Origin of the sequence: Streptomyces sp. NPDC059142, from assembly GCF_042755665.1 — a bacterium.
Taxonomy (GTDB): Bacteria; Actinomycetota; Actinomycetes; order Streptomycetales; family Streptomycetaceae; genus Streptomyces.
Genome location: NZ_JBHZDA010000015.1, coordinates 44,452 through 68,311, shown reverse-complemented (window position 1 = coordinate 68,311; position 23,860 = coordinate 44,452). Strand labels below are relative to the sequence as shown.

Below are 23,860 nucleotides of genomic sequence, written 5' to 3'. Positions count from 1 at the left end.
GCGCCCTGCACTGTCCGCCGCGCCCCCCGACGGGCTGCGGCTCGTCCGGTGGTCCGCCTCCCACATCCAGTTCGGTGTTGCCCCTCGGCCGCCCGATCGGCACCCGCGCCACGGGACGGGCGGGGTCCGCCGGGCACGCGTACCAGGAGACGTCGACGGTCGCCTCGGTCGGTCCGTAGAGGTTCACCAGCTCCGGCGCGGGCCGGCCGGCGCCGGGACCGCCGAAGATCCGGTTGAACTGGTCGACGCGGGCGGGCGGCAGGGCCTCACCGCTGCAGAACACGTACCGCAGCGAAGCGGCCTCCGCGCGCCGCCGCGGGGACTCCTCCAGCAGGTCGAGGAACGGGCCGAGCATCGAGGGCACGAAGTGCGCGACGGTCACCCGCCGTTCGGCGACGGTACGTGCCAGCTCGCGCGGGTCCTTCTCGGCGCCGACCGGGGCCGGTGCGACCGAGGCGCCCTCGACGGCCCACCAGAACAGCTCCCACACCGAGACGTCGAACGAGATCGGTGTCTTGTGCAGGATCGTGTCGTCCGCGCCGATGGGGTACGCGCGCTGCATCCACGCCAGCCGGTTGACGACCGAGTGGTGCTCGACCATCACCCCCTTCGGCCGGCCGGTGGAGCCCGAGGTGTAGATGACATAGGCGAGATCGCGCGAGGTGGCGAGGGGCTCGGGCGGTGTGGCCGGACCGTGCAGCAGATCGCCGACCCGCAGCACCTCCGCGCCGCCCGTGGCCTCCGTCCCTTCGCCGCCCGGCCCCTCGGGGCCCACCAGGACGACCTTGGCGCGGCTGTCCTCCAGCACGTACGCGATCCGCGCCGGCGGATGGCCCGGGTCGACCGGTACATAGGCCCCTCCGGCCTTGAGGACGCCGAGGACCGCCACCAGCGTCAGCGGACCGCGCTCCAGCAGCACCGCGACCCGGTCGTCGGGACCGACCCCGGCCGCCCGCAGCGCGTGGGCCACCTGGTTCGCCGCCGCGTCGAGCGCGCCGAAGGTCAGGGAGGCGTCGCCGGGCGCCGCGCCCGAGACCACCGCGTCGCCGGGCGCCGCGCCCGAGACCACCGCGATCCGGTCGGGGGTGCGCGCCGCCCGCTCCTCGAAGAGGCTGTGCAGGGTCCGGCCGTCCGCGTACGGCACCCGGGGCCCGCGCGCGGCGGCCACCAGCCTCCGGCGCTCCGCCGCGCCCAGCACGGGCAGCGTCCCGGCCGGCCGGTCCGGCTCCTCGACCGCACCCCGGATCAGCGCGGTGATGTGGCCGGCCAGCGCCGCCGCGGGGAAGTCCTCGTCCAGGACGTCCCGCCCGTAGGCGAGGGTGATCCGTACGTCGTCGGTGCCCCGGGTGTGCAGGACATGGACGGCGATGGCGTCCTGCGCGTGCGCGGGCGCGGACCCGCTGGTCTCGCGGGTGAGCCCGGCGACCCCGGGGCTCGGCGGCATCGGCAGGTACGACAGCGTCACGTCGAACAGGCGCGGCGCGCTTCCGCCGCCCCGGGGCAGCGCCCGCAGCACATCGCCGAGCGCCAGCCGTTCGTGGTCCCGCAGCGCGTCGCCGCCGGTCTCGACGGCCGCGCCGATCTCCCGCATCGTCGCCGTGCCCGTGGTCCGTACCCGCAGGGGCAGGATGTTGGCGAAGTGGCCGACGGTCGCCAGCTCCTCACCGGTCCTGCGGTTGAGCAGGGGGATACCGAGCACCACGTCCGGCGCCCGGTGGATCCGGCCGAGATACGTGGCGAACGCCGCGGCCACGACGGGGAACACCAGCCGCTGCTGCTCGCGCAGCCGCCGGACGAGCGCGCTGTCGACGGTGAAGGTGTACCGGCCGGCGGCGGAGTCCGCTCCCGACGAGGCGAACGGGGCGGTGGCCGCCGCGCCCCGGGCGAAGAGCGCGGGCACCGTGTCGGTGTGCGCCCGCCGGTGGAACTCCTGGTCCCGCCGGAACGCAGGCGAGGCGGTGTAACGGGCCTCCTCCTCGACGAAGTCCAGGTAGGAGGGGGCGCTCGCGGGCAGGGGGTCGCCGCCCGCCTTCACCCGCCCGTAGTCCTCGAAGACCTGCTCGGTGAAGAGGAAGATGCCGTAGCCGTCGGTGATGATGTGGTGGGCCTTGACGACCAGATGGACGGCGCCGGGCCCCTCCCTGAGCAGGGTGAGTTCGAACATCCGGCTCCGGCGCAGCGGGAACGGGCGGGCCAGCGACCGCTCGACCCAGGCGGCGCACGCGGCGCGCGGATCGGGCTCGTCGGAGAGGTCCACGACCGTGACGAGCGCGCTGTCCGGGGCTGCGGCGACTTCGGGGTCCTTCCACTGGCGGGGTATCTCCTCCCGCGCGTCGAAGGCGAGTGAGAAGGCGTCGTTGCGCCGCACCGCGCGGGCCACAGCGGCGCGCAGGGCGCGGACGTCCACCCGTCCCGTCAGACGCTCGTGCACGACACAGTTGAACTGCGGATGGCTCTCGTCGAGGGCGCTCGCGACCCAGATGTCACGCTGGTAGGCGGTCAGCGGCAGGCTCAAGGGCTCGGACATGTCTCCTCCTCGGAAGGGCGGGCCGGTGCGGTCGGCCGCCGCCCGGTCGGTGCCGGGACGGCCGGTGACACATACGGGACCCGGGGTCCGGGGACGGCCGGGGCCGCCCGCCGGTCCCCCGGGCGGGGCGTACCCCGGTCAGCGCGTGGGCGGCTCTCCGGCCACCAGCTCCTGGACCAGCGCCCCGGACAGCGCCCGTACGGTGCCATGGGTCCACAGCAGGGTCGGCGAGAGCGGGGTGCCGAACGCGGCCTCCAGCCGGTTGCGCAGCTCCAGACTCATCAGCGAGTCGAGGCCGAGCGTCTTGAACGGCGTCTCCGCGCCGACCCGTTCCGGCGGGAGCCGCAGCACCCGGCCGGCCAGCTCGCGCACCGCGGTCTCGCCGAGGGACGCCCGGACGTGCGGGGGAGCGGTGAGCAGCCGCTCGCGCAGCCCGCCCGCCGCCGGAGCGGCGCCGTCGTCGGCCGCCGCGCGCAGCAGCTCCCAGCTCGGCAGCGCGGCCGTGTCGGGGTACGCCTCGAACCACCGCTTCGGGTCGAGGGGCACGTAACCGACGACCGGCTCGTCGTGCTCCAGCATCCGCACCAGCGCCGGCCATGCCTCGTGCGCCGGGAAGCCGCCCATGCCCCGCTCCGTCAGCCGGGCGCCGCGCCGCTCGTCCGCGGCCGCGAGACCGATGTCGGAGAACGGCCCCCACTGCACGCTCAGCGCGGGCAGGCCCCGGGCGCGGCGCCGCTCGGCCAGCGCGTCGAGGGAGGCGTTGGCGGCCGCGTACGCGGCCTGCCCGGCGTTGCCGACCAGCGCGGCGGCGGAGGAGAACAGCACGAACAGGTCGAGCGGGTCCGCCGAGGTCGCCTCGTCCAGATGGCGGGCGCCCACGGCCTTGGGGGCCAGGACGCCGGCCGCCCGGTCCGGGGTCAGGGTGTCTATCGTGGCGTCGGCGAGAACGCCCGCCGCGTGGAAGACGCCCCGCAGCGGCGGCAGTTCCTCCCGTACGCGCTCCAGCGCCTCGCCCAGGGCCGCCGCGTCGGCGACGTCGCACCGTACGGTCTCCACCCGGGTCCCGGCCGCCCGCAGCGCCGCCAGCCGCCGCCGCGCGTCGGCGGTCGGCGCCGACCGGCCCAGCAGGGCGAGCGCGCCCGCGCCCCGGCCGGCCAGGAACTCCGCGAGGGAGAGGCCGAGCGCGCCGAGGCCACCGGTGACGAGATAGGTGGCGTCGGCCCGGAAACGGCCGTCCGGCAGCGGTACGGGCGCCACCGCCGCGACGGACCCCGGGTCGGTGAGGACGAACTTGCCGATGTGCTCGCCGTGGGACATCTCGCGCAGCGCCTCCGCCGCCTCCGAGAAGGGGCGGGTGCGCACGGGCAGCGGGGCCAGCCGGCCCTCGGCGACGTGCTCCCAGACGTCGGCGAAGGTCCGGGCGAACCGCCGCGGCCTGCGCTCCATCAGCCCGGCCAGGTCCACGGCGGAGAAGGTGACGCCCTTGCGGAAGGCGTCCAGGGAGATCCGGTGGCCGCCGTGGATGTCCTTCTTGCCGAGTTCGACGAAGCGGCCGTCCTCCGCGAGCACCCCCAGACCGGCCTCGATCGCCGCCCCGGTCAGGGAGTTGAGCACGACATCCACGCCGCGCCCGCCGGTGGCCTCGCGTACCGCCGCCGCCCAGCCGAGGTCCCGCGAGTCGAACACGTCGGTGATGCCGAGGCCGGTGAGATACCGGCGCTTGGCCTCGCTCCCCGCGGTCGCGACGACGCGGGCGCCGAGGAGCCGGGCGACCCGCAGGGCGGCGAGCCCGACCCCTCCGGCGGCCGAGTGGATCAGCACGGTCTCGTCCGCCTCCAGACGGGCGAGTTCGGCCAGCCCGTACCAGGCGGTGGCCAGGGCGAGCGGCAGCGCCGCGGCCTCCGGGTCGCCGAGCCCGTCGGGGACCGGCCTGGCGTGTTCGGCGCGTACCGTCACCTGACTGGCGAGGGAGCCGAACACACAGGCCACCACGCGGTCCCCGGGCCGGAACCCGGTCACCTCGGGGCCGACGGAGACGACCCGGCCCGCACACTCCCCGCCGAGCAGCCGGGCGCCGCCCGTGGGGTCGGGGTAGGTGCCGAGCGCCTTCATCACGTCGATGAAGTTGAGCGCGGACGCGGTGACCTCGATCCCGATCTCCCCGGGGCCCGGCGGCCGTCCGGCCAGCGGCAGGCACACCACGCCCTCCCACCGCCCCGGCCGTGTGGAGGCCACCCGGAACGGGCGGCGGGCGGCGCGCAGCGGCGGGCGCGGGGTGTCCTCCTCCGCGTCCGCGTCGCCGAAGCCGCCCGTACGGGTGAGCCGGGCGGCCAGCCGGCCCCCCGCGCGCAGGGCGATCTGGTCCTCGCGGTCCGCGCCGAGGACCTCCGCGGCGCAGGCGTCGGCCCAGCCGGCGTCGGCCGGGTCCACGTCGACGAGGCGCGGCTCCAACTCCCCGTGCTCACGCCGCAGGACCCGGCCGTAACCCCAGTAGAGAGCCGCCCCGGGGTCGGGGAGGTCTCCGGCGGCGGCGGCCTGGCCCAGGGACGTGACCACGGTCAGCCGCGGCTCGACGGTCAGCGCGGCGCACGCGCGGACGACATCCGTGAGCGCGTCGAGACCGAGCCGCTGGGCGGTGAGGCCCGCGTCGGCCGGGGGAGCGGCGAAGACGACGCCCTCGGCCTCGGCCACGCCGCCGAGCGCGCCAACGCTCCCGCCGGCGTCCACCCGGGTCACCTCGGCGCCCGCGGCCGTCAGCGCGCCGGCCAGCGCGTCGGCGAGGCCGCTCGGGGGGCCGCAGACGATCCACGGCCCGTACGGCGCGCCGGCGCCCCGGGGGGTTCCGGCCGCCCCGGTCCACCGCAGCCGGTGCAGCCGGGCGGCGTCCGCCGCGCCGGACGCGTCGGCCCCGGCCAGCGCCTCCAGCCGCAGCCCCTCCATGGTCAGCACCGGACGGCGTTCCCCGTCGAAGACCCGTACGTCCACGGTGCCGTCCTCATGCCGGACGGCATGGGACCACACCCGGTCGACCGGCGGGCCCTCGGGACGCTCGGCCACCCGGATCCGGCGCAGCGCGGTCGGCACCAGCGCCGTGTGCGCCGACTCCTCCTCGAAGAGCGCGAGCGAGACCTGGAGGGCGCCGTCCCACAGCGCCGGGTGCAGCAGATACGGTCGCGCGCCGGGCAGCAGCGTCCCGGCGAGCACCGCCTCGCCCACCGCCTCGCGTCCGCCGGGCGCCCGGTACAGCGCGCGGACACAGCGGAAGGCGGGCCCGTAGTCGAGCCCCCGCGCGGCGCACGCGTCGTAGAACGGCCCCGGCTCGGTGGCCGGTGCCGCGTCCAGCCATCCGGGGAGGCCGGGCAGCGGCTCGGCCGGGTCCCGGTAGTCGGCGCGCGCCGTGGCGTGTTCGGTCCAGGCGGACGTGCCCTCCGGCAGCGACAGGAGGCGGAAGGTGCCGCCCTCCGCGATGTCGTCACGCCACTCGGCGGCCAGCCGCTCGGACCCCGCGCCGAACGCTACCGCCGCGCTCAGGGTGATGTCGTGCAGCGCGCGCGGCGCGGAACCGGTCCTGGACCGCGCCGTGTTGACGGCCAGCGCCAGCGTCGCCGCGCCCGGCAGTACGGCGGTGCCGTGCACCCGGTGGTCCGTGAGCCACGGCAGGTCGTCGACGGCGAGTTCGGTGGTCCCGTGCCAGACGTCCCGCTCGCCGGGCGAGGGGGTGAGCCGGACGTCGAGGCCGCGGGCCGCCCCGGAGCGCGCCGCCGCCGTACCGTCGGGCAGCCAGTGGCGCTCCGGCCGCATCGGATGCGGCGGCAGCGGGACAGGACGGCAGCGGGGCAGGTCACCGAAGGGTTCCAGCCCCGCGGTGTAGCCGCGCGCGAGCGCGCGGGCGAACGCGTCGGGGCCGCCGTCGCCCCGCCGCACCGTCGTCAACGCGGCGGCGGGCCGCCCGTGTTCGGCGATCAGTTGCTCGACGGCCGGGGTCAGCACCGGATGCGGGCTGATCTCCACGACATGGCTGACACCGTCGTCCAGGGCGCGGGTGAGCGTATCGGCGAACAGGACAGGACCGCACAGGTTCTCCACCCAGTAGGCCGCGTCCATCACCCGGCCGTCCAGCGGCTCCCCGCGCACCGTGGAGTGCAGTGCGACGCCGCCCGGCCCGGGAGCCGCCGCCGCCAGTCCGACCAGCAGGTCCTCGCGCAGCTCGGCCATCTGGGGGCTGTGCGAGGCGTAGTCGACCTGGACGAGCCGGCAGTACGTACCGTCCTCCTCCAGCGACTCCTTCAGCGCCAGGACGGCGTCGCCGTCCCCGGACAGGACACAGGAGGTCGGCCCGTTGTGCGCGGCCAGCGCGACCCTGCCGCCGAACGGTTCGACGGCCGCGAGGGCCGCCTCGCGGTCGAGGTCCACGGCGAGCATCCGCCCGCGCCCGCAGGTCCTGCGCACGACCGCGCTGCGCCGTGCCACGACCAGCGCGGCGTCCTCGTACGACAGGATCCCCGCGACCGTGGCGGCGGCGATCTCGCCCTGGCTGTGGCCGACGACCACGTCGGGCTCGACACCGGAGGCCCGCCACAACTCGGCCAGGCCCACCGACATCGCCCACAGGACGGGCTGGAGTTCGTCGACCCGCTCCAGCCAGGCGTCCCCGGACTTCCCCGTGAAGACGTCCAGCGGATCCCAGGTCAGATGCGGGCGCAGCGCCTGCGCGCACCGCCCCACGACCTCGGCGAACAGCGGGCTCTCCCGATACAGCTCCTGCCCCATGCCGCTCCACTGGGAGCCCTGGCCGGGGAAGACGAACGCGGTGCGCCCCCGGGTGACGGAGCGTCCCGTGACCACCGCCGGGTGCTCGCCGTCCTCGGGCCGGTCGGCCACCTCGGCGAGCGCGGCGGCGAGGGCGTCGGGCGCGGTGGCGAGCAGCGCCGCCCGCACCGGGAGGTGGCCGCGGCGCCAGGCGAGCGTCCCGGCCAGCCCGGCGACGGCCGCCTCGCTCCCCGGCGCCCGCTCGCCGAGCGGCGCGGCCCGCTGGGCGAGCACCGAGGGCGACTGCGCGGACAGCGGTACGAACGTGGGCAGCCCGGTGGCCGGCCGGCCGCTCCCGGCAGGCCGGAGAGCGGCGGGCGCGGCGTCCTCGCCGGTCCCCTCGGGCGGGGCCGCCACGACCACGTGCGCGTTGGTGCCGCCCCAGCCGAAGGAGCTGACCCCCAGCCGGACGGGCCCGGTGCGCGGCAGTTCGAGCGGCTCGCGCAGCACCCGTACGTTGAGTTCACCGAAGGGGATGTCCGGATTGAGCACCTCGGCGTGCAGGCTCGGCGGCACGACCCGATGGCGCAGCGAGAGCAGCACCTTGAAGAGCGAGCCCATGCCCGCCGCGGCCTCCAGATGCCCGATGTTCGTCTTGACCGAACCGATCGGGAGGGGGCCGCGGGTACGGTGCCTGCCCACCGCACGGCCGATCGCGGTGGCCTCCGCGGGGTCGCCGCGCCGGGTCCCCGTCCCGTGGGCCTCGACATAGGCGACGGAGTCCGCCGGCACGGCGCCGGGGCCGTCCCCGTACACCTCGCTCAGCAGCGCCTCCTGGGCGCGCGGGTCGGGTGTGACCAGGCTGTCGCCCCCGCCGTCGTTGTTCACCGCCGTACGTTCGACGACCCCGTGGATCCGGTCCCCGTCCGCCAGCGCGCGGTCCAGGGGCTTGAGACAGACGGCGGCCACGCCCTCGCCCCGGACGAAGCCGTTGGCGGAGGCGGCGAAGGCGGCGCAGCGCCCGTCGGGCGAGAGCCCGCCGAAGTGGGTGAGCCCGACGGAGACGTCGGGCGCGAGTATCAGATTGACCGCGCCGACGATCGCGGCGTCCACCTCGCCCTGCCGCAGCGCCTGTACGGCCAGGTGCAGGGCGACCAGGGAGGAGGAGCAGCCCGATTCGACGGTGAGGCTGGGGCCGCGCAGCCCCAGGAGATAGCTGATCCGGGCGGCGAGCACGTCCAGCGCGCCGCCGACCAGGCTGTGCTGCGTGGGCGGAACTCCGCGTTCCGTACGGAGGATCTCGTAGTCGTGCCACGACGCGCCGACATAGACTCCGGTCCGGGAGCCTTCGAGATCCCCGGGGCGTAAGCCCGCGTCCTCCACGGCGCGCCAGGCGGCCTCCGCGAGCAGCCGCTGCTGGGGGTCCATGTCGGCCGCCTCCCTCGGGGAGATCCCGAAGAAGCCCGCGTCGAACTGGTCCACTCCGTCGAGGAATCCGCCGACGGCCTGCACGTCCTTGGCGGGGTCGAGCGGCCGGGAGGTGTCCCAGCGGTCGGCGGGTACGGGGCGGATGGACTCCCCGCGCCCAGTCATCAGGGTCCACAGACTCTCGGCGTCGGGGGCTCCGGCGAACCGGCCCGACATTCCGACAACGGCGATGGCGTTCGTATTATCCCGCATAAGATAATTCGTCCTTTGCCTACTGTCGCACGGCGAGGAATACGCGGAGTGTAATGCCGTGCGAGGAGGTCGCGCACGGACCCGGTGCTGCCCGTTTCCCGGCGTGGCGGCGCCCGATATCCGGGTCGTCCGCTTTTACGGCGGCCCGTCACTGTTCACCCCCGACTGCCTGTGTTCCTTCCCGCGGGCCGGGCCGGGACGCGCTGGTCGACAGCGTGTGCGGCCAGGGTTTCCGGCGATCGACGGACAAGGATCCGATTGCGGCCGTCCAAGTGAAGAATTTCAAATCGGGTCCCGGCGTCATCGTTCACGGGGGACTTTCCCGGATATCCCGGGCAGAAATTGTCCGCGCCCGATAACCGTTCCGCGTGCCCCGGAATACTTCGGGTGATCATTCGCCGGAAAAGGGGAGAATTCACGGACGGTGTTCCGGCCGCGGGTACCGGGAACGGACGGATCTCCCGCCCCCGTACGGAGGGCCGGGGGAGGACTGTACGCCGGGCGGCCGGGCACCGGGGAGTGTCCAAGTGAGGACCGTTCCCGCGCGCGGCGGGCAGGCGTGCCCGCTCAGCGCGGCGTCCCGGCCCTGTCCGCGTCGCCCGCCGCCCCCGACCTGCGCAGCTCGCTCGGCGGAACGCCGTAGAGAGCGCGGAACGCCCGGGTGAAGTCGGCCGGGCGGCAGAAACCCCAGCGGGCGGCGACCGCGTGGATCGGAAGGGCGCGCAGAGCCGGGTCGGTCAGGTCGCGCCGCGCGTACGCGAGCCGCTGGTCCCGGATGTACGCGCCCACGCCGAGGCCCTCGGACTGGAAGAGGCGGTACAGGTGACTGCGCGAGATGTGGTGGGCCGCGGCGATCTGGGCGGGCGTCAGCTCCGGATCCCCCAGATGACGGCGGACGAACGCCTTGATGCGCAGGACCAGGGTCCGGTCGTGGGTCTCCGGGGGCATCAGGAGGTCGGCGTCCAGCATGTGCGCGAAGACCGCGGTCACCAGATCGGCGACGACCGTTCCCAGCAGTGAGGCGTTCTGCGCCTGGAACGAGGCGGTGTCCGAGGCGAACTGCGAGAGGAACTGCGACAGGAGCGCGCCGACGCCCTCCCGGCCCGATACGGGGCGCCCGACCGCCTGATCGGCCCGCCGCGCGGGGAGAGCCACCAGCGCTCGGGGAATCTCCACGCCGACCATGGTGACCGGGGCTGATCCGGTACGTATCTTGTACGACCGCGATGAACTGTTGATGTGGATGTCGCTGTTCCGGTACGTGGCCTCCCGCCCGTCCCAGGTCGCGCCGGCCGCCCCCTGCACGAGCAGGGAGAGGTGGTAGAGCTCGGGATCGGAGCGGCGCACGAGCTTCGGTGTCCGGTGGAAGACCAGGGAATCGAAGGTGGCCGGCCACACCACCACCTCGCCGAGCGCGATCACCCGCTGGTGCGCGTGGTAGTCCGCCGTGTGGTCACTGGACAGATCCAGGGGAGCGTGCGTCCGTCCCATGCGCTCTGTCCATGCCTCGAAGCGGTCCTCCGCGGGCAGATCCATGGTGTCGAACACCGACTCGTGCAACATCGCGGCAGTCAATCACAGGGCACGCACCGGCTCACCGCCGCGCGGAGCGGCCACCGGGGGCGCGCAAGGGCCCGGCGGTGCAGGACCTGTCGCAGCGAGGTGAACAAAAGCCGATGAGTCCGCCCTGACCCCCTGGGATCCCGGGAGACATGAGAGGGTCGGGCGGGTGAGCGAGACACCACCCAAGACCCTGCAATACCGCATGGACGGTCCGGAGGACGCCCCCGTCCTGATCCTCGGACCCTCTCTCGGAACCACCTGGCACATGTGGGACCGCCAGGTGCCCGAGCTGGCCCGCCAGTGGCGGGTGTTCCGCTTCGACCTGCCCGGACACGGCGGCGCGCCCGCGCACCCCGCCACCAGCGTCCCCGAGCTGGCCCAGCGGCTGCTGGCCACCCTCGACGGCCTCGGCATCCAGCGCTTCGGCTATGTGGGCTGCTCCATCGCCGGGGCGGTCGGCGCGGAGCTGGCGCTGCGCAGGCCCGACCGGATCGCCTCGCTCGCGCTGGTCGCGGCCTCGCCCCGGTTCGGCACGGCCGACGAGTTCCGCCAGCGCGGGGTGATCGTCCGCGCCAACGGGCTCGACCCGATGGCGCGCACCGCGCCCGAGCGCTGGTTCACCCCCGGCTTCGCCGCCGCGCAGCCCGCCATCGTCGAGTGGGCCGTCCAGATGGTCCGTACGACCGACCCCGGCTGCTACATCGCCGCCTGCGAGGCGCTGGCCGCCTTCGACATCCGGGCCGAGCTGGGCCGTATCACCGTGCCCACCCTCGTCCTGGTCGGCGCCGAGGACCAGGTCACCGGGCCCGCCGAGGCGCGCACCCTGGTCGCGGGGATACCCGACGCGCGGCTCGCGCTGGTCCCCGGGGCCTCGCACCTGGCGCCCGTCGAGCAGCCCGCCGCCGTCACCGACCTGCTCGTGCACCACTTCGCCACCGCCTGGTACAACCCGTCCGACACCGCCACCGGCCTGACCGTGATGCCCGACCTGGGCAACCGGCCCTCGGTCTCCGCGACGGTCGGCCCGGTCGCCGAGATCGCCCCCGCCGAGCAGCCCCAGCCCGTCACCAGCGGGCGCGCCGACCCGTACGAGGCGGGGATGCTGGTCCGCAGACAGGTCCTGGGCGACGCCCACGTGGACCGCGCCATGGACGCCGCCGACGCCTTCTCCGGCGACTTCCAGGAGCTGATCACCCGCTACGCCTGGGGCGAGGTGTGGACCAGGGACGGGCTGGACCGCCGGATGCGCAGCGCGGTGACGCTCACCGCGCTCGTCGCCGGCGGACACCTGGAGGAGCTGGCCTTCCACACCCGGGCCGCGCTGCGCAACGGCCTCACCCCGGCCGAGATCAAGGAAGTGCTGATCCAGAGCGCCGTCTACTGCGGCGTCCCCGCGGCGAACTCCGCGTTCCGGGTGGCCAGGACCGTGATCCAGGAGGAGACCCGGCCCGAGGCGTAGCAGGATGGAGTGAGGACGTCCACGGGGCGACGGGGGAGCGGTGGGGACCGGCGACGGTTCCGTGCGAGAGAAGAGAGGCGGTCAGCGGTGAGGCTCACCAAGAAGACACACTCCTGTGTCCGGCTGGAGAAGGACGGGCGCACGCTCGTCATCGACCCCGGGGCGTTCACGGAGCGGGACGCGACGCGGGGGGCCGACGCCCTCCTCGTCACCCATGAGCACCCCGACCACTTCGACGAGGACCGGCTGCGGACCGCTCTGGAGGCCGATCCCGGCGTCGAGCTGTGGACGCTGCGCAGCGTCGCGGAGCGGATGTCCGCCGCCTTCCCCGGCCGGGTCCACACGGTGGGGCACGGTGACACCTTCGACGCGGCGGGCTTCGACGTCCGGGTCTACGGCGAACTGCACGCGGTGATCCACCCGGACATCCCGAGGATCACCAACGTCGGCTATCTCGTGGACGGCTCGGTCTTCCACCCCGGCGACGCGCTCACCGTCCCCGACCACCCCGTCGAGACGCTGCTGCTGCCCGTCCAGGCGCCCTGGAGCAAGATCTCCGAGGTGATCGAGTACGTACGGGAGGTCAGGCCCGTGCGCTCCTTCGACATCCACGACGCGCTCCTCACGGACCTCGCCCGGCCCGTCTACGACACGCAGATCGGCTCCCTGGGCGGCGCCGAGCACGGCAGGCTGGCCTCCGGCGCCTCCGCCGAGCTGTAGCCGCCGTACCCCGCCGTGGGCACGGCCCGTACCCCCGGGCCGTCCCCCGCGCCGGACCGCCGCGCCCCCGGCTGTCGGACCCCGCCGATAGGCTGTCACGCATGCGCATCGCCACCTGGAACGTCAATTCGATCACCGCCCGGCTGCCCCGGCTGCTGGCCTGGCTGGAGAGCAGCGGTACGGACGTGCTCTGCGTCCAGGAGACCAAGTGCGCCGAGGCGCAGTTCCCCGCCGAGCAGCTCCGCGAGGCGGGGTACGAGTCGGCGGTGAACGCGACGGGGCGGTGGAACGGGGTGGCGCTGATCTCCCGCGCCGGCCTCGCCGACGTCGTCAAGGGGCTGCCCGGCGGCCCGCAGTACGAGGGCGTGGAGGAGCCGCGCGCGATCTCCGCGACCTGCGGCCCGGTCCGGCTCTGGTCGGTCTACGTGCCCAACGGCCGCGAGGTCGGCCACGACCACTACGCGTACAAGCTGCGCTGGTTCGAGGCGCTGCGCGACGCGGTCGCGGCGGACGCGGCGGGCCCGCGCCCGTTCGCCGTCCTCGGCGACTACAACGTCGCCCCGGCGGACGAGGACGTCTGGGACCTCTCCCGCTTCGAGGGCGCCACGCACGTCACCCCGGCGGAGCGCGCCGCGCTGGCCGCGCTGCGCGAGCAGGGTCTGGCCGACGTGGTGCCCCGCCCGCTCAAGTACGACCGTCCGTACACCTACTGGGACTACCGGGAGCTGGGCTTCCCGAAGAACCGGGGCATGCGCATCGACCTGGTGTACGGGAACGAGCCGTTCACCGGCGCCGTCAAGGACAGCTACGTCGACCGTGAGGAGCGCAAGGGCAAGGGCGCCTCCGACCACGCCCCGGTCGTGGTCGACCTCGACGTCTGACACGGCGGGGCGCGCCCCGCCGGGCCGGTGGGGCGTTCCGCGCGCCGTATGGTGGACCGGCAGGGGGAGTGGCAGGCTGAGCGGTATGAATTTCTCCTTCCTGGACAACTGGCGCAAGCGGCACGACGGCGCGGACGGCACGCCGCTCGCCTCCGCCGTCGGTGAGCCGGAAGGCGTGGCCGAACTCCTCTCCGAGTGCGAGCTGCTGCGCGCCAGAGCGGGACAGCACGGCCTGGAACTGGACGACTCCCCGGCCTCGTTGGAGGCGCTCGACCAGTTGCCCCCGCGCTGGCGCGACGACCCGGAGGAGCTGCCCTGGCTGGGCAACGACGCGGGGCTCTATCTGGGTACGGTGATCGTCCGCACCGTTCCCGGCGCGTCCTGGCACATCTGGCCGGGCGGTCACCCCGTCGTACGGCTGGCGTCCGGGCGGGAGATCCAGGTGGTCGAGGCGGGCCTCGACTGGGCCGCCACCGGGGCGCCCGAGCTGTCCCAGGTCTACGCGGAGGCGGCCGAAGCCTGACCCCCACAGGCTTTCAGCAGTAAATACGGCTTATGCCCCATATGTGCGTGTCGTGCGTGAAGTCCCTTGGCGGGCTGGATAGTTTGCGCTGACCTCGACACAGCCGAGAGTGAGTGGGTGGGGCAGCGTATGGCCGGCGAACCGTTGATCGAGCTGCGTGGTGTCAACAAGTACTTCGGGCAGTTGCATGTCCTCCAGAACATCGACCTCACGGTCGACCGCGGCGAGGTCGTCGTGGTCATCGGCCCCTCGGGCTCCGGAAAGTCCACCCTCTGCCGGACGATGAACCGGCTGGAGACGATCGACTCGGGCCACATCACCGTCGACGGCAGCCCGCTGCCCGCCGAGGGCCGCGGGCTCGCCCGGCTCCGTACCGAAGTGGGCATGGTCTTCCAGTCGTTCAACCTCTTCGCGCACAAGACCGTGCTGGCCAATGTCTCCCTCGCGCAGATCAAGGTCCGCAAGCGCAAGAAGGAGGACGCCGACCGGCGCTCCCGTGAACTGCTCGACCGCGTCGGCCTCGCCGACCAGGCAGGCAAGCTGCCCGCCCAGCTCTCCGGCGGTCAGCAGCAGCGCGTCGCCATCGCCCGCGCCCTCGCCATGGACCCCAAGGCGCTCCTCTTCGACGAGCCCACCTCGGCGCTCGACCCGGAGATGATCAACGAAGTCCTCGAAGTGATGCGGCAACTCGCCGGCGAGGGCATGACCATGGTCGTCGTCACCCACGAGATGGGCTTCGCGCGCTCCGCCGCCAACCGCGTCGTCTTCATGGCCGACGGCCGCATCATCGAGGACCGCACCCCGGAGGACTTCTTCACCGCCCCCGAGAGCGACCGGGCCAAGGACTTCCTCTCCAAGATCCTCAAGCACTGACGGGGGTGCGGTTCGTGAGACACCCGCTGAACCACTCGCTGCGACACCCGCCGAACCACACGCGACAGCCGCCGGGACACCCGCTGAGACGCCCCGCGACGGCGCTCGCCGTGCTCCTGCTCGCCCTTCTCGTGGCGGCGTGCGGGAAGGCGGGCAGCCCACCCGTGAAGGGCCCCCGGGCCGACGAACTGCCCCAGTACCACGTCGACACCGGCTTCCGGCTGCCTTCCTCGCCCACCTGGGAGAAGGCCGAGCGCCGCGGCCATCTGATCGTCGGCGCCAAGGAGGACCAGCCGTACATGGGCGAGAAGGACCCCGCCACCGGCGTCTACTCCGGCTTCGACATCGAGATCGCCAAGATGATGTCGGCGTCCCTCGGCTTCGACCCGAAGACCATCCGCTTCCGCACCATCGCCTCCGCCAACCGCGAGACCGCCCTCCAGAACGGGCAGATCGACTACTACGTGGGCACCTACACCATCAACGCCAACCGCAAGAAGCTCGTCGGCTTCGCCGGCCCCTACTACATGGCCGGCCAGTCCCTCCTCGTACGGACCGACGAGCACGGCATCGAGGGGCCGCGGGACCTCGACGGCAAGCGGGTCTGCTCCGCCTCCGGCTCCACCCCGTACCAGCGCATCCAGCAGGACTACCCGCGCGTCCAGCTCGTCGGCTACGACACCTACTCGGCCTGCGTGGACAACCTGCTGACCTACCAGGTCGCCGCCGTCACCACCGACGACACCATCCTCCAGGGGTACGCCGCCAAGGTGCCCAAGGAGCTGAAGGTCGTCGGCAAGCCCTTCTCCAAGGAGCCGTACGGCATCGGCGTCCCCCGCTCCGACAACGCCCTGCGCTTCGCGCTCGACGACGCGCTCGCCGCCCACGAGCGCAACGGGGACTGGCAGAAGGCGTACGACGCGACCCTCGGCCTCTCCGGCCGCAAGGCGACCCCGCCCCCGCCCATCGACCGCTACCCGGCGAGCTGAGGCCGCGCCATGGACGTACTCACCGACAACTTCGCCCTCTACGGCGAGGGTTTCCTCGGCACGCTCGAACTGACCGTCTACGCCTCGCTGCTGGCGCTCGCCCTCGGCTTCGTCATGGCCTCCTTCCGGGTGTCGCCGGTACGCTCCCTGCGCGCGCTCGGCACCGTATGGGTCACCGTGCTGCGCAACACCCCGCTGACGCTGCTCTTCTTCGCCGTCGTCCTCGGACTGCCGCGCTTCGGACTCGTCCTGCCCTTCCAGCTCTTCGCGGTCCTCGCCCTCGGCTGCTACACCTCCGCGTTCATCTGCGAGGTGCTGCGCTCCGGCATCAACACCGTCCACAAGGGACAGGGCGAGGCGGCCCGCAGCCTCGGGATGAGCTTCGGCCAGACCCTCGGCGACGTGGTGCTGCCGCAGGCGTTCCGTACGGTCATCCCGCCCGTCGGCTCCACGCTGATCGCACTGGCCAAGAACTCCGCGATCGCCGGGGCGTTCAGCGTCACCGAACTCCTCGGCACCTACAAGGTCCTCAGCGAGAGGGGCTACAACATCGTCTGGTCGTTCGTCTGGATCGCCGTGGGCTATCTCGTCATCACCCTGGCCATCAGCGCGCTGTTCCATGTCATGGAGAAGCGCTGGGGAGTCGCCCGATGAGTGAATCGACCGCCCTCTACGACATCCCAGGGCCCCGCACCCGGCGCCGCCACCGCACCTACGGGCTGGTGGCGACCGGACTGATCGCCGCGCTCGTCGGCTGGCTGATGTATCTGCTCTTCGACACCGGCCAGTTCACCGCCGTCAAGTGGGACCCCTTCACCTACCAGGGGATCCAGGACCTGCTGCTGCGCGGTCTCGGCAACACCCTCAAGGCGTTCGGGCTCGCGGCGGTGCTCTCGCTCGCCCTCGGCGCGGTCCTCGCCTGCGGCCGGCTCTCCGACCACCGGCCGGTGCGGGTGGTGGCCACCCTGCTGGTCGAGTTCTTCCGGGCGATGCCCGTACTGGTGATGATCTTCTTCATCTTCGTGGCGCTGAAGGTGCAGGCCCTGCCCGCGCTGGTGGCGGGTCTGACGCTCTACAACGGCTCCGTGCTCGCCGAGGTCTTCCGTACCGGAGTCCACGCGGTGGAGCGCGGTCAGCGGGAGGCGGCGTACGCGCTCGGCATGCGCAAGACGCAGGTCATGACGTACGTGCTGGTGCCGCAGGCGGTCCGCGCCATGCTGCCCACGATCATCAGCCAGTTGGTGGTCGCTCTCAAGGACACATCGCTCGGTTATCTCATCACCTACGAGGAGTTCCTCCATGCCGGCAAGCTCATCGCCTCGAATCTCGACTACGATTTGCCGTTCATCCCTGTGGTGATGGTGATTTCGCCGATCTACATCGGGATGTGCATGCTGCTCTCCTGGTTCGCCCACTGGCTGGCCGGGCGTCAGCGGCACAACCCGAGAACCGAGGCCGTGGGAGCCGCCCCGGCCGCACCAGGGACGCTGCTGCCGGGCGGGCAGTAGCGCAGGGCAGTGGCCCGCCCGGCAGACAGCCGGAGATCACTTCTCGTACGGCGGCGGTACCCGGCGGAGACGACGGGCGGCCGGCGCACGGGGGGAAGGTCAGCTGTCCGCCGGTCGGGTTGTGCTCGGCCCCCGGCCGCTACTCGGCCGGCTCGGCAGCGGGCTCCGGCAGCGGGGTACGGGCCGCGCGCGTCACATCGGCCACCAGCTCCACCACATCGGGGCCGTACGCCTCCGAGTTCACCACCTTCAGCAGCAGACAGAACGAGTCCGTGCCGTACTTGCGGGTCAGCCGCTCGTGATGGCGGGCGAGATAGCGCGTGGCCGCCTGGTTGGTGATGGCCCGCTGCCCGCAGCAGAGGAAGACGGGCCGCGCGCCCTCCCCGACGGTCAGCCGCGCCAGCAGGACGTACTCGCAGACACCGGCCTCCGCGAGATAGCGCTCGGTCCCGATCCGGAAGGCGCCGCGCTCGGCCACCCGGTCGGCGTCGGTGGTCACCCGCACCCCGGGCAGCAGCGAGGTGAGATGCGCCGCCATCCGGCGATTGGTCGAGGGCCCTCCCAGGCAGAACTCCGTACGCTCCCCGAACCCCTGGCGCGCGGTGTCGTGCTGGACGATGTCGGCGTGCGCGCCGCAGTCCTTGATCAGTGCGGAGAGCTCCAGCAGGGCGGAGACGTCGTAACGGTGGACCGCGCCGTCGCTGCCCGCCTTGCGGTTGACGACCAGCAGGCACTCGGAGTTGGCGGGCAGCCCGAAGAACGCCTGCTTCCTGCGCAGCCTGCGCTGCCAGAGAGAGGTGCGGGCGAGCCAGCCGAGCGCGGCGCTGACCCCCGCGGCGACCACGCCGAGCACGATGTTGCGTATGTCGTCATTCATGGGCGCGCATCGTAGCCGCCGCACGCGCCCGTGTCAGAGAAGGTCCTGACGACGCCGGTACCCGGCGGATACGCTGCGGCCGGACAGTCACCGACTGGCCCCATCGCTGACCGGAGGTACCTGATGCGTCGCTCCACCGCGCGGAATCTCTCGCTCGTGGCCGTCACCGCCACGCTGCTCTCGGTCGCCGCCGCGGCGCCGCCCGGGGCGGCCCCGGGCCCACCCGCACAGGTGCCGCCGGTGAAGGTGCCGGTGGCGACGGGGTACGGGGGAGCGGTCGCCAGCGTCGACGCCGACGCCTCGGCGGCGGGCATCGAGGTCCTCAGGAAGGGCGGCAACGCCGTGGACGCGGCCGTCGCCACCGCCGCCGCCCTCGGCGTCACCGAGCCGTACTCCGCAGGCATCGGCGGAGGCGGCTACTTCGTCCACTACGACGCCGCGTCCCGTACGGTGCGGACCATCGACGGGCGGGAGACCGCGCCCGCCTCCGCCGACAGCTCCCTCTTCCTGGAGAACGGCAGGCCGATCCCGTTCGCGGACGCCGTGACCAGCGGACTGGGCGTCGGCACCCCCGGCACCCCGGCCACCTGGGACACCGCGCTCCGGGCCTGGGGCAGCCGGTCGCTGGGACAGGTGCTGAAGCCCGCCGAACGGCTGGCGAAGGACGGCTTCACCGTCGACGCGACCTTCCGCGCGCAGACCCAGTCGAACCAGGCCCGGTTCGCGGACTTCCCCGACACCGCGCAGCTCTTCCTGCCCGGCGGCCAACTGCCCGTCGTGGGCTCGGTCTTCAAGAACCCCGACCTGGCGCGCACCTACCGGGAACTGGGCCGCGAGGGCACCGGACTGCTCTACCGGGGCGCCCTGGGCCGCGACATCGTCCGTACGGTCCGCACACCCCCGGTCGACCCGGCGGCGGACCGCACGGTGCGCCCCGGCGATCTGACGGCGCGGGACCTCGCCACGTACCGCACCAAGCGCCAGGCACCGACCAAGGTCTCCTACCGCGGTCTCGACGTGTACGGCATGGCGCCCTCGTCCTCCGGCGGGACCAGCGTCGGTGAAGCCCTCAACATCCTTTCCCGTACGGACCTTTCGAAGGCCTCGCAGACGGCGTATCTGCACCGGTACATCGAGGCGAGCCGGATCGCCTTCGCGGACCGGGGGCGCTGGGTCGGGGACCCGGCCTTCGAGGACGTCCCCACCAAGGGGCTGCTCTCACGGCGCTTCGCGGACTCCCGCGCCTGCCTGATCAAGGACGACGCGGTCCTCAAGAGCCCCCTGGCGCCCGGCGATCCGAGCGATCCGACCCCGTGCGCCCCGGGCGGCACCGCCGCGCCGACCACCTTCGAGGGCGAGAACACCACCCATCTCACCGTCGCCGACAAGTGGGGCAACGTCGTCGCGTACACCCTGACCATCGAGTCGACGGGCGGCAGCGCGATCACCGTGCCGGGGCGGGGCTTCCTGCTCAACAACGAGCTGACCGACTTCTCCTTCGCCCCGGCCAACCCGGCCGTCCACGACCCGAACCTGCCCGGTCCCGGCAAGCGGCCGAGGTCGTCGATCTCCCCGACGATCGTCCTGGACCGGCACGACAAGCCGGTCCTCGCGGTCGGTTCGCCGGGCGGCGCCACCATCATCACCACCGTGCTCCAGACACTGACGGGCACCCTGGACCGCGGACTGCCGCTGGTCGAGGCGATCGCCGCGCCCCGCGCCAGCCAGCGCAACACGGCCGCCACGGAGCTGGAGCCGGGGCTGTGGGAGAGCCCCGTACGGCAGCGGCTGGAGGCGCTGGGGCACACGTTCACCCAGAACCCGGAGATCGGCGCGGCCACCGGGGTGCAGCGGCTGCCCGACGGCCGCTGGCTGGCGGCGGCCGAGAAGGTGCGCAGGGGAGGCGGCTCGGCGATGGTCGTCCGCCCGGCGGGCGGCTCCGCGCACTGATCGGGTCCGGTGCGGGTGGCGCCGCACGCTGATCGCGGCGGTCCGGGCGGCTCCGTACGCCGATCGCGGCCGGTCCGGGCGGCGCCGCACACCGAGCCCGGCCGGTCCGCGCCGATACCGGCCGGGGTCTTCATCGCCCCGGCCGGTCCCCTTTCACCCCGGTCCGTCCTCGCCACCGGCGCCCCATGAGTTTCAACTCGATGAGGACAAAGTGTGGACGGTTCGAGGCAGTCTTCGTACGCTGGGCGTCGCTCTCGCACGGAAGGTCCGTCCCCGGCCGCGCTGCCTCGCAGCGCACAGCAGGAGGAAGAGTGACGCCCCGCACGCACCAGAGCGCCCCCCGCCATCGCCGTACCCCCCGAAGACTCGCCGGACTGTTCCTCGCGGCCCTGCTCACCGGAGGGCTCACCGCGCCCGCCGCGCAGGCGGACGAGAAACCCTTCGGTGACCTGCCGCCCCAGGAACCCGGGGTCACCCTGCGGGTCTTCGACATCCAGTCCCCGCTGAGCAAGCTCTGCGACCTCAAGCCCGCCCAGACCCCCAACGTGGACAAGCTGCTCCCCACCGTCGACTGGTCCTCCACCGACGGCTTCGGCTTCACCGACAACTTCGTCTCGCAGATCATCGGCAACCTCCACGTCCCCTCGGACGGCACCTACGCCTTCCGTCTGATCAGCGACGACGGTTCGCGTCTGTTCCTCGGTGACAAGAAGGTCATCGACCACGACGGACTCCACGGCGCCGAACCCAAGGACGGCGAGATCGCCCTCCTCCCCGGCTACCACCCCCTGCGGATCGACCACTTCGACCGCAGTGGCGGACAGCAGGTCACGCTCCAGTGGAAACCGCCGGGCGCGGACGCCTTCACCCTCGTCCCGAACTCCGTGCTCAGCACCGACGCCGGCGTCGTACGGGTCACCGCCCCCGGCCGCAAGGAGTGCGAGGGCACGTACGACACCCCCGGCGACGGACTGCCGCTGACCTCGGTCAACCCCGGTTACACCCTCACCGACCTGCGCCCCGAGGGCTTCGAGCCGCAGGTCTCCGCGATGGACTGGCTGCCCGGCGGCCGGCTCGCCGTGACCACGTGGGGCGGCAGCGCCAAGACCGAGGGAGCGGTGTACGTCCTCGACCATGTGACCGGGAACACCGGCCCGGAGAAGGTCACGTACACGAAGATCGCCGACGGGCTGAAGGAGCCGATGGGGATCAAGTACGTCGACGGGAAGCTCTACGTCTCGGAGAAGCACCAGCTCACCGAATTCTCCGACATCAAGGGCGAGAACACGGCGGACGAGATCCGCAAGGTCGCCTCGTGGCCGTACGGCGGGAACTTCCACGAGTTCGCTTTCGGACTGCTCTACGAGGACGGCGACTTCTACCTCAACCTGTCCGTGGCCATCAACCAGGGCGGCGCGACGACCGATCCGCAGCCCGCCCCGAACCGCGGCACCACCGTCAAGGTGAACAGGAAGACGGGGAAGGTCAGTTACCTGGCCGGCGGCCTCCGCACCCCGAACGGCATCGGACGGGGGCCCGGCGGTGAGCTGTTCGTCACCGACAACCAGGGCGGCTGGCTGCCCGCCTCCAAGCTCCTCCATGTGAAGAAGGACCGGTTCTTCAACCACTACACCAATCCGGACGGCCCGTTCGACGACCGCACGGTCACCAAGCCGGTGCTCTGGCTGCCGCAGAACGAGATAGCCAACTCGCCCAGTACACCGATGCTGTTGAAGAAGGGCCCGTTCGCCGGGCAGATGCTCTTCGGCGATGTCACCTACGGCGGGATCCAGCGTGCCGACCTGGAGAAGGTGAAGGGCGAGTACCAGGGCGCGGTGTTCCGGCACACCCAGGGCCTGGAAGCCGGGATCACCCGTATCAGCACCGGACCGGACGGCGCGATCTACGCGGGCGGCCTCGGCGCCGAGGGCAACTGGGGCCAGGAGGGCAAGCTCCGCTTCGGCCTCCAGAAACTCACCCCGAACGGCAAGGTCGCCTTCGACGTCAAGACCATGCGGGCCACCCGCGACGGCTTCGAACTCACCTACACCCAGCCCCTGTCGGAGGAGACGGCGGCCCAACTCGCCGAGGGCGCCTACTCCGTCGAGCAGTGGCGGTACGTCCCCACCCCGGCGTACGGCGGCCCCAAGATCGACGAGGAGGTCCTGCCCGTCGCCGCCGCCCGGATCTCCGGCGACCGGCGCACGGTCCGGCTCACCATCCCGGGGCTGAAGACCGACCGGGTGGTGCATCTGCGCTCGCCGCGCCCGTTCGCCTCGGCCACCGGTGAGCAGCTCTGGTCCACCGAAGCCTGGTACACACTGAACGCCCGCCCCGGACCCGAGCAGCCCGTCACCTCGTACGACGCCGAGTCGGCGCGGCTGTCCGGCGGGGCGGACATCGACACCGAGCACGCCGGGTACACCGGCGGAGGCTTCGTCGACGGCTTCGGCACCCAGGGCGCCACCGCCACCTTCGAGGTCGACGTCCCCGCCAAGGGCGCCTACGACCTGGCGCTGCGCTACGCCAACGGCCCCGACCCCTTCACCGGGACCAAGACCATCGGTGTCGGTGTCAACGGCGGGGAGACACGGCAGACCGCTCTGCCCTCCACCGGCGCCTGGAACCGCTGGTCCACCACGACCGAGCGGTTCACCCTGAAGAAGGGCCGCAACACCGTCACGTACACCTACCGGCCCGGGGACACCGGCCACGTCAACCTCGACATGGTCGAGATACGCAGACCGGGTAGCCGGATCGACCTGTTCTCCGGCGGCAGTGTCTCCACCGCGTGGCAGCACACCGACGGCCGCAGTGTGGAATGGCCGCGCACCGCGGAGAACTCCATCGAGGTGTGCTGCGGCGACATCCGCACCAAGCAGTCCTTCCGCGACTTCCGGCTGCACGCCGAGTTCCGGGTGCCCAAGCTGCCGGACGAGGTCACGGGGCAGGACCGCGGCAACAGCGGCGTCTATCTCCAGGAGCGGTACGAGATCCAGATCCTGGACTCCTTCGGGGTGGAGAAACTGGCCGCGAACGAGGCGGGGGCCATCTACAACAAGAAGGCCGCCGACCTGAACGCCTCCACGGCTCCCGAGACCTGGCAGACGTACGACATCGTCTTCCGCGCCGCCCGGTTCGACGACGCCGGACGGAAGACCGAGGACGCCAGGGTCAGCGTGGAGTGGAACGGCCGCACCGTCCACGACAAGGTCGCCCTGGACGGCCCGACCGGCGCGGGTGACGCCGAATCGGCCGCGGCGGGCGCGATCCGGCTCCAGGACCACGGCAACAAGGTCCGCTTCCGCGACGTCTGGATCGAACCGCTGGACTGACGGCCGCGGACGGGACCCGCGGCCCCGGGCGCGGCGAGCCGGGGGGTTACGCCCCGCGGGCGGGGGGGGCCGCGCGGGGGGGGGGGCCGGTCGGCGCGCGCGACCGCGCGCCGGGGGGCCCGGAGGCCCGCCCCCACGCCGAGGCCCTCGGACTGGAAGAGGCGGTACAGGTGACTGCGCGAGATGTGGTGGGCCGCGGCGATCTGGGCGGGCGTCAGCTCCGGAT

14 protein-coding genes are annotated in these 23,860 nt (G+C 73.0%); 10 read left to right on the top strand and 4 right to left on the bottom strand.

All coding sequences use genetic code 11. The annotated features are described in order from the left end of the window. From ACFXPK_RS08575 to ACFXPK_RS08565, 3 genes are all read right to left on the bottom strand, one after another. Positions 1–2,527: AMP-binding protein (locus ACFXPK_RS08575; RefSeq protein ID WP_385073075.1), on the bottom strand; the 2,527-nt coding region annotated here is incomplete at its 3' end. A 138-nt stretch (positions 2,528–2,665) separates the two neighbouring features. After that, positions 2,666–8,956: an SDR family NAD(P)-dependent oxidoreductase gene (locus tag ACFXPK_RS08570; protein ID WP_385073073.1), complete on the bottom strand. Its 6,291-nt coding sequence runs from the start codon at positions 8,954–8,956 to the stop codon at positions 2,666–2,668. Positions 8,957–9,523: 567 nt separating this feature from the next. Continuing rightward, complete coding sequence (locus ACFXPK_RS08565; protein ID WP_385001343.1) at positions 9,524–10,519, bottom strand: helix-turn-helix domain-containing protein; 996 nt, start codon at positions 10,517–10,519, stop codon at positions 9,524–9,526. A 166-nt stretch (positions 10,520–10,685) separates the two neighbouring features. Between ACFXPK_RS08565 and pcaC the strand changes: the two genes are divergently transcribed. The 8 genes from pcaC (at position 10,686) to ACFXPK_RS08525 (ending at position 17,472) form a co-directional block, all read left to right on the top strand. After that, the gene (gene pcaC / locus ACFXPK_RS08560; protein WP_385001340.1) at positions 10,686–11,978 is read left to right on the top strand and encodes a 4-carboxymuconolactone decarboxylase; all 1,293 of its coding nucleotides are present in this window, start codon (positions 10,686–10,688) and stop codon (positions 11,976–11,978) included. A gap of 87 nt (positions 11,979–12,065) precedes the next feature. Continuing rightward, a complete protein-coding gene (locus ACFXPK_RS08555; RefSeq protein ID WP_385073068.1) occupies positions 12,066–12,698 on the top strand; it encodes an MBL fold metallo-hydrolase in 633 nt (210 codons plus the stop codon). Positions 12,699–12,799: 101 nt separating this feature from the next. Then, entirely contained in the window at positions 12,800–13,579 is a 780-nt protein-coding gene (locus ACFXPK_RS08550) for an exodeoxyribonuclease III (RefSeq protein ID WP_385001334.1), read from the top strand. Between the two features lie 85 nt (positions 13,580–13,664). Continuing rightward, on the top strand, positions 13,665–14,102 hold the full coding sequence (locus ACFXPK_RS08545) for a DUF6278 family protein (protein ID WP_385073065.1): 438 nt from the start codon (positions 13,665–13,667) through the stop codon (positions 14,100–14,102). 129 nt (positions 14,103–14,231) lie between these two features. Next, positions 14,232–14,975, top strand: a complete 744-nt coding sequence (locus tag ACFXPK_RS08540; protein ID WP_385001352.1) for an amino acid ABC transporter ATP-binding protein — start codon at positions 14,232–14,234, stop codon at positions 14,973–14,975. 83 nt (positions 14,976–15,058) lie between these two features. Continuing rightward, the gene (locus tag ACFXPK_RS08535) at positions 15,059–15,964 is read left to right on the top strand and encodes a glutamate ABC transporter substrate-binding protein (protein WP_385073116.1); all 906 of its coding nucleotides are present in this window, start codon (positions 15,059–15,061) and stop codon (positions 15,962–15,964) included. A 9-nt stretch (positions 15,965–15,973) separates the two neighbouring features. Then, positions 15,974–16,618, top strand: coding sequence for an amino acid ABC transporter permease (locus ACFXPK_RS08530; protein WP_385001327.1), 645 nt, complete (start codon positions 15,974–15,976; stop codon positions 16,616–16,618). Then, on the top strand, positions 16,615–17,472 hold the full coding sequence (locus tag ACFXPK_RS08525) for an amino acid ABC transporter permease (RefSeq protein WP_385001323.1): 858 nt from the start codon (positions 16,615–16,617) through the stop codon (positions 17,470–17,472). The genes ACFXPK_RS08530 and ACFXPK_RS08525 overlap by 4 nt, the downstream gene beginning before the upstream one ends. A gap of 139 nt (positions 17,473–17,611) precedes the next feature. Here ACFXPK_RS08525 and ACFXPK_RS08520 read toward each other — a convergent pair whose 3' ends face one another. Then, on the bottom strand, positions 17,612–18,349 hold the full coding sequence (locus ACFXPK_RS08520) for a hypothetical protein (RefSeq protein ID WP_385073060.1): 738 nt from the start codon (positions 18,347–18,349) through the stop codon (positions 17,612–17,614). Positions 18,350–18,472: 123 nt separating this feature from the next. Between ACFXPK_RS08520 and ggt the strand changes: the two genes are divergently transcribed. Next, positions 18,473–20,299 carry a gamma-glutamyltransferase gene (gene ggt / locus ACFXPK_RS08515; protein ID WP_385073058.1) on the top strand — a complete coding sequence of 609 codons (1,827 nt, stop codon included), beginning with the start codon at positions 18,473–18,475 and terminating at the stop codon, positions 20,297–20,299. A gap of 311 nt (positions 20,300–20,610) precedes the next feature. Next, the gene (locus ACFXPK_RS08510; RefSeq protein WP_385073055.1) at positions 20,611–23,634 is read left to right on the top strand and encodes a family 16 glycoside hydrolase; all 3,024 of its coding nucleotides are present in this window, start codon (positions 20,611–20,613) and stop codon (positions 23,632–23,634) included. Positions 23,635–23,860 lie beyond the last annotated feature (226 nt).

What these genes read in the sequence shown, in the direction of transcription:
- ACFXPK_RS08550 (WP_385001334.1), top strand. Translation starts at nt 12,800, where the DNA reads ATGCGCATCGCCACCTGGAACGTCAATTCGATCACCGCCCGGCTGCCC.
- ACFXPK_RS08565 (WP_385001343.1), bottom strand. Translation starts at nt 10,519, where the DNA reads ATGTTGCACGAGTCGGTGTTCGACACCATGGATCTGCCCGCGGAGGAC.
- ACFXPK_RS08520 (WP_385073060.1), bottom strand. Translation starts at nt 18,349, where the DNA reads ATGAATGACGACATACGCAACATCGTGCTCGGCGTGGTCGCCGCGGGG.
- ACFXPK_RS08525 (WP_385001323.1), top strand. Translation starts at nt 16,615, where the DNA reads ATGAGTGAATCGACCGCCCTCTACGACATCCCAGGGCCCCGCACCCGG.
- ACFXPK_RS08545 (WP_385073065.1), top strand. Translation starts at nt 13,665, where the DNA reads ATGAATTTCTCCTTCCTGGACAACTGGCGCAAGCGGCACGACGGCGCG.
- ggt (WP_385073058.1), top strand. Translation starts at nt 18,473, where the DNA reads ATGCGTCGCTCCACCGCGCGGAATCTCTCGCTCGTGGCCGTCACCGCC.
- ACFXPK_RS08570 (WP_385073073.1), bottom strand. Translation starts at nt 8,956, where the DNA reads ATGCGGGATAATACGAACGCCATCGCCGTTGTCGGAATGTCGGGCCGG.
- ACFXPK_RS08530 (WP_385001327.1), top strand. Translation starts at nt 15,974, where the DNA reads ATGGACGTACTCACCGACAACTTCGCCCTCTACGGCGAGGGTTTCCTC.
- ACFXPK_RS08540 (WP_385001352.1), top strand. Translation starts at nt 14,232, where the DNA reads ATGGCCGGCGAACCGTTGATCGAGCTGCGTGGTGTCAACAAGTACTTC.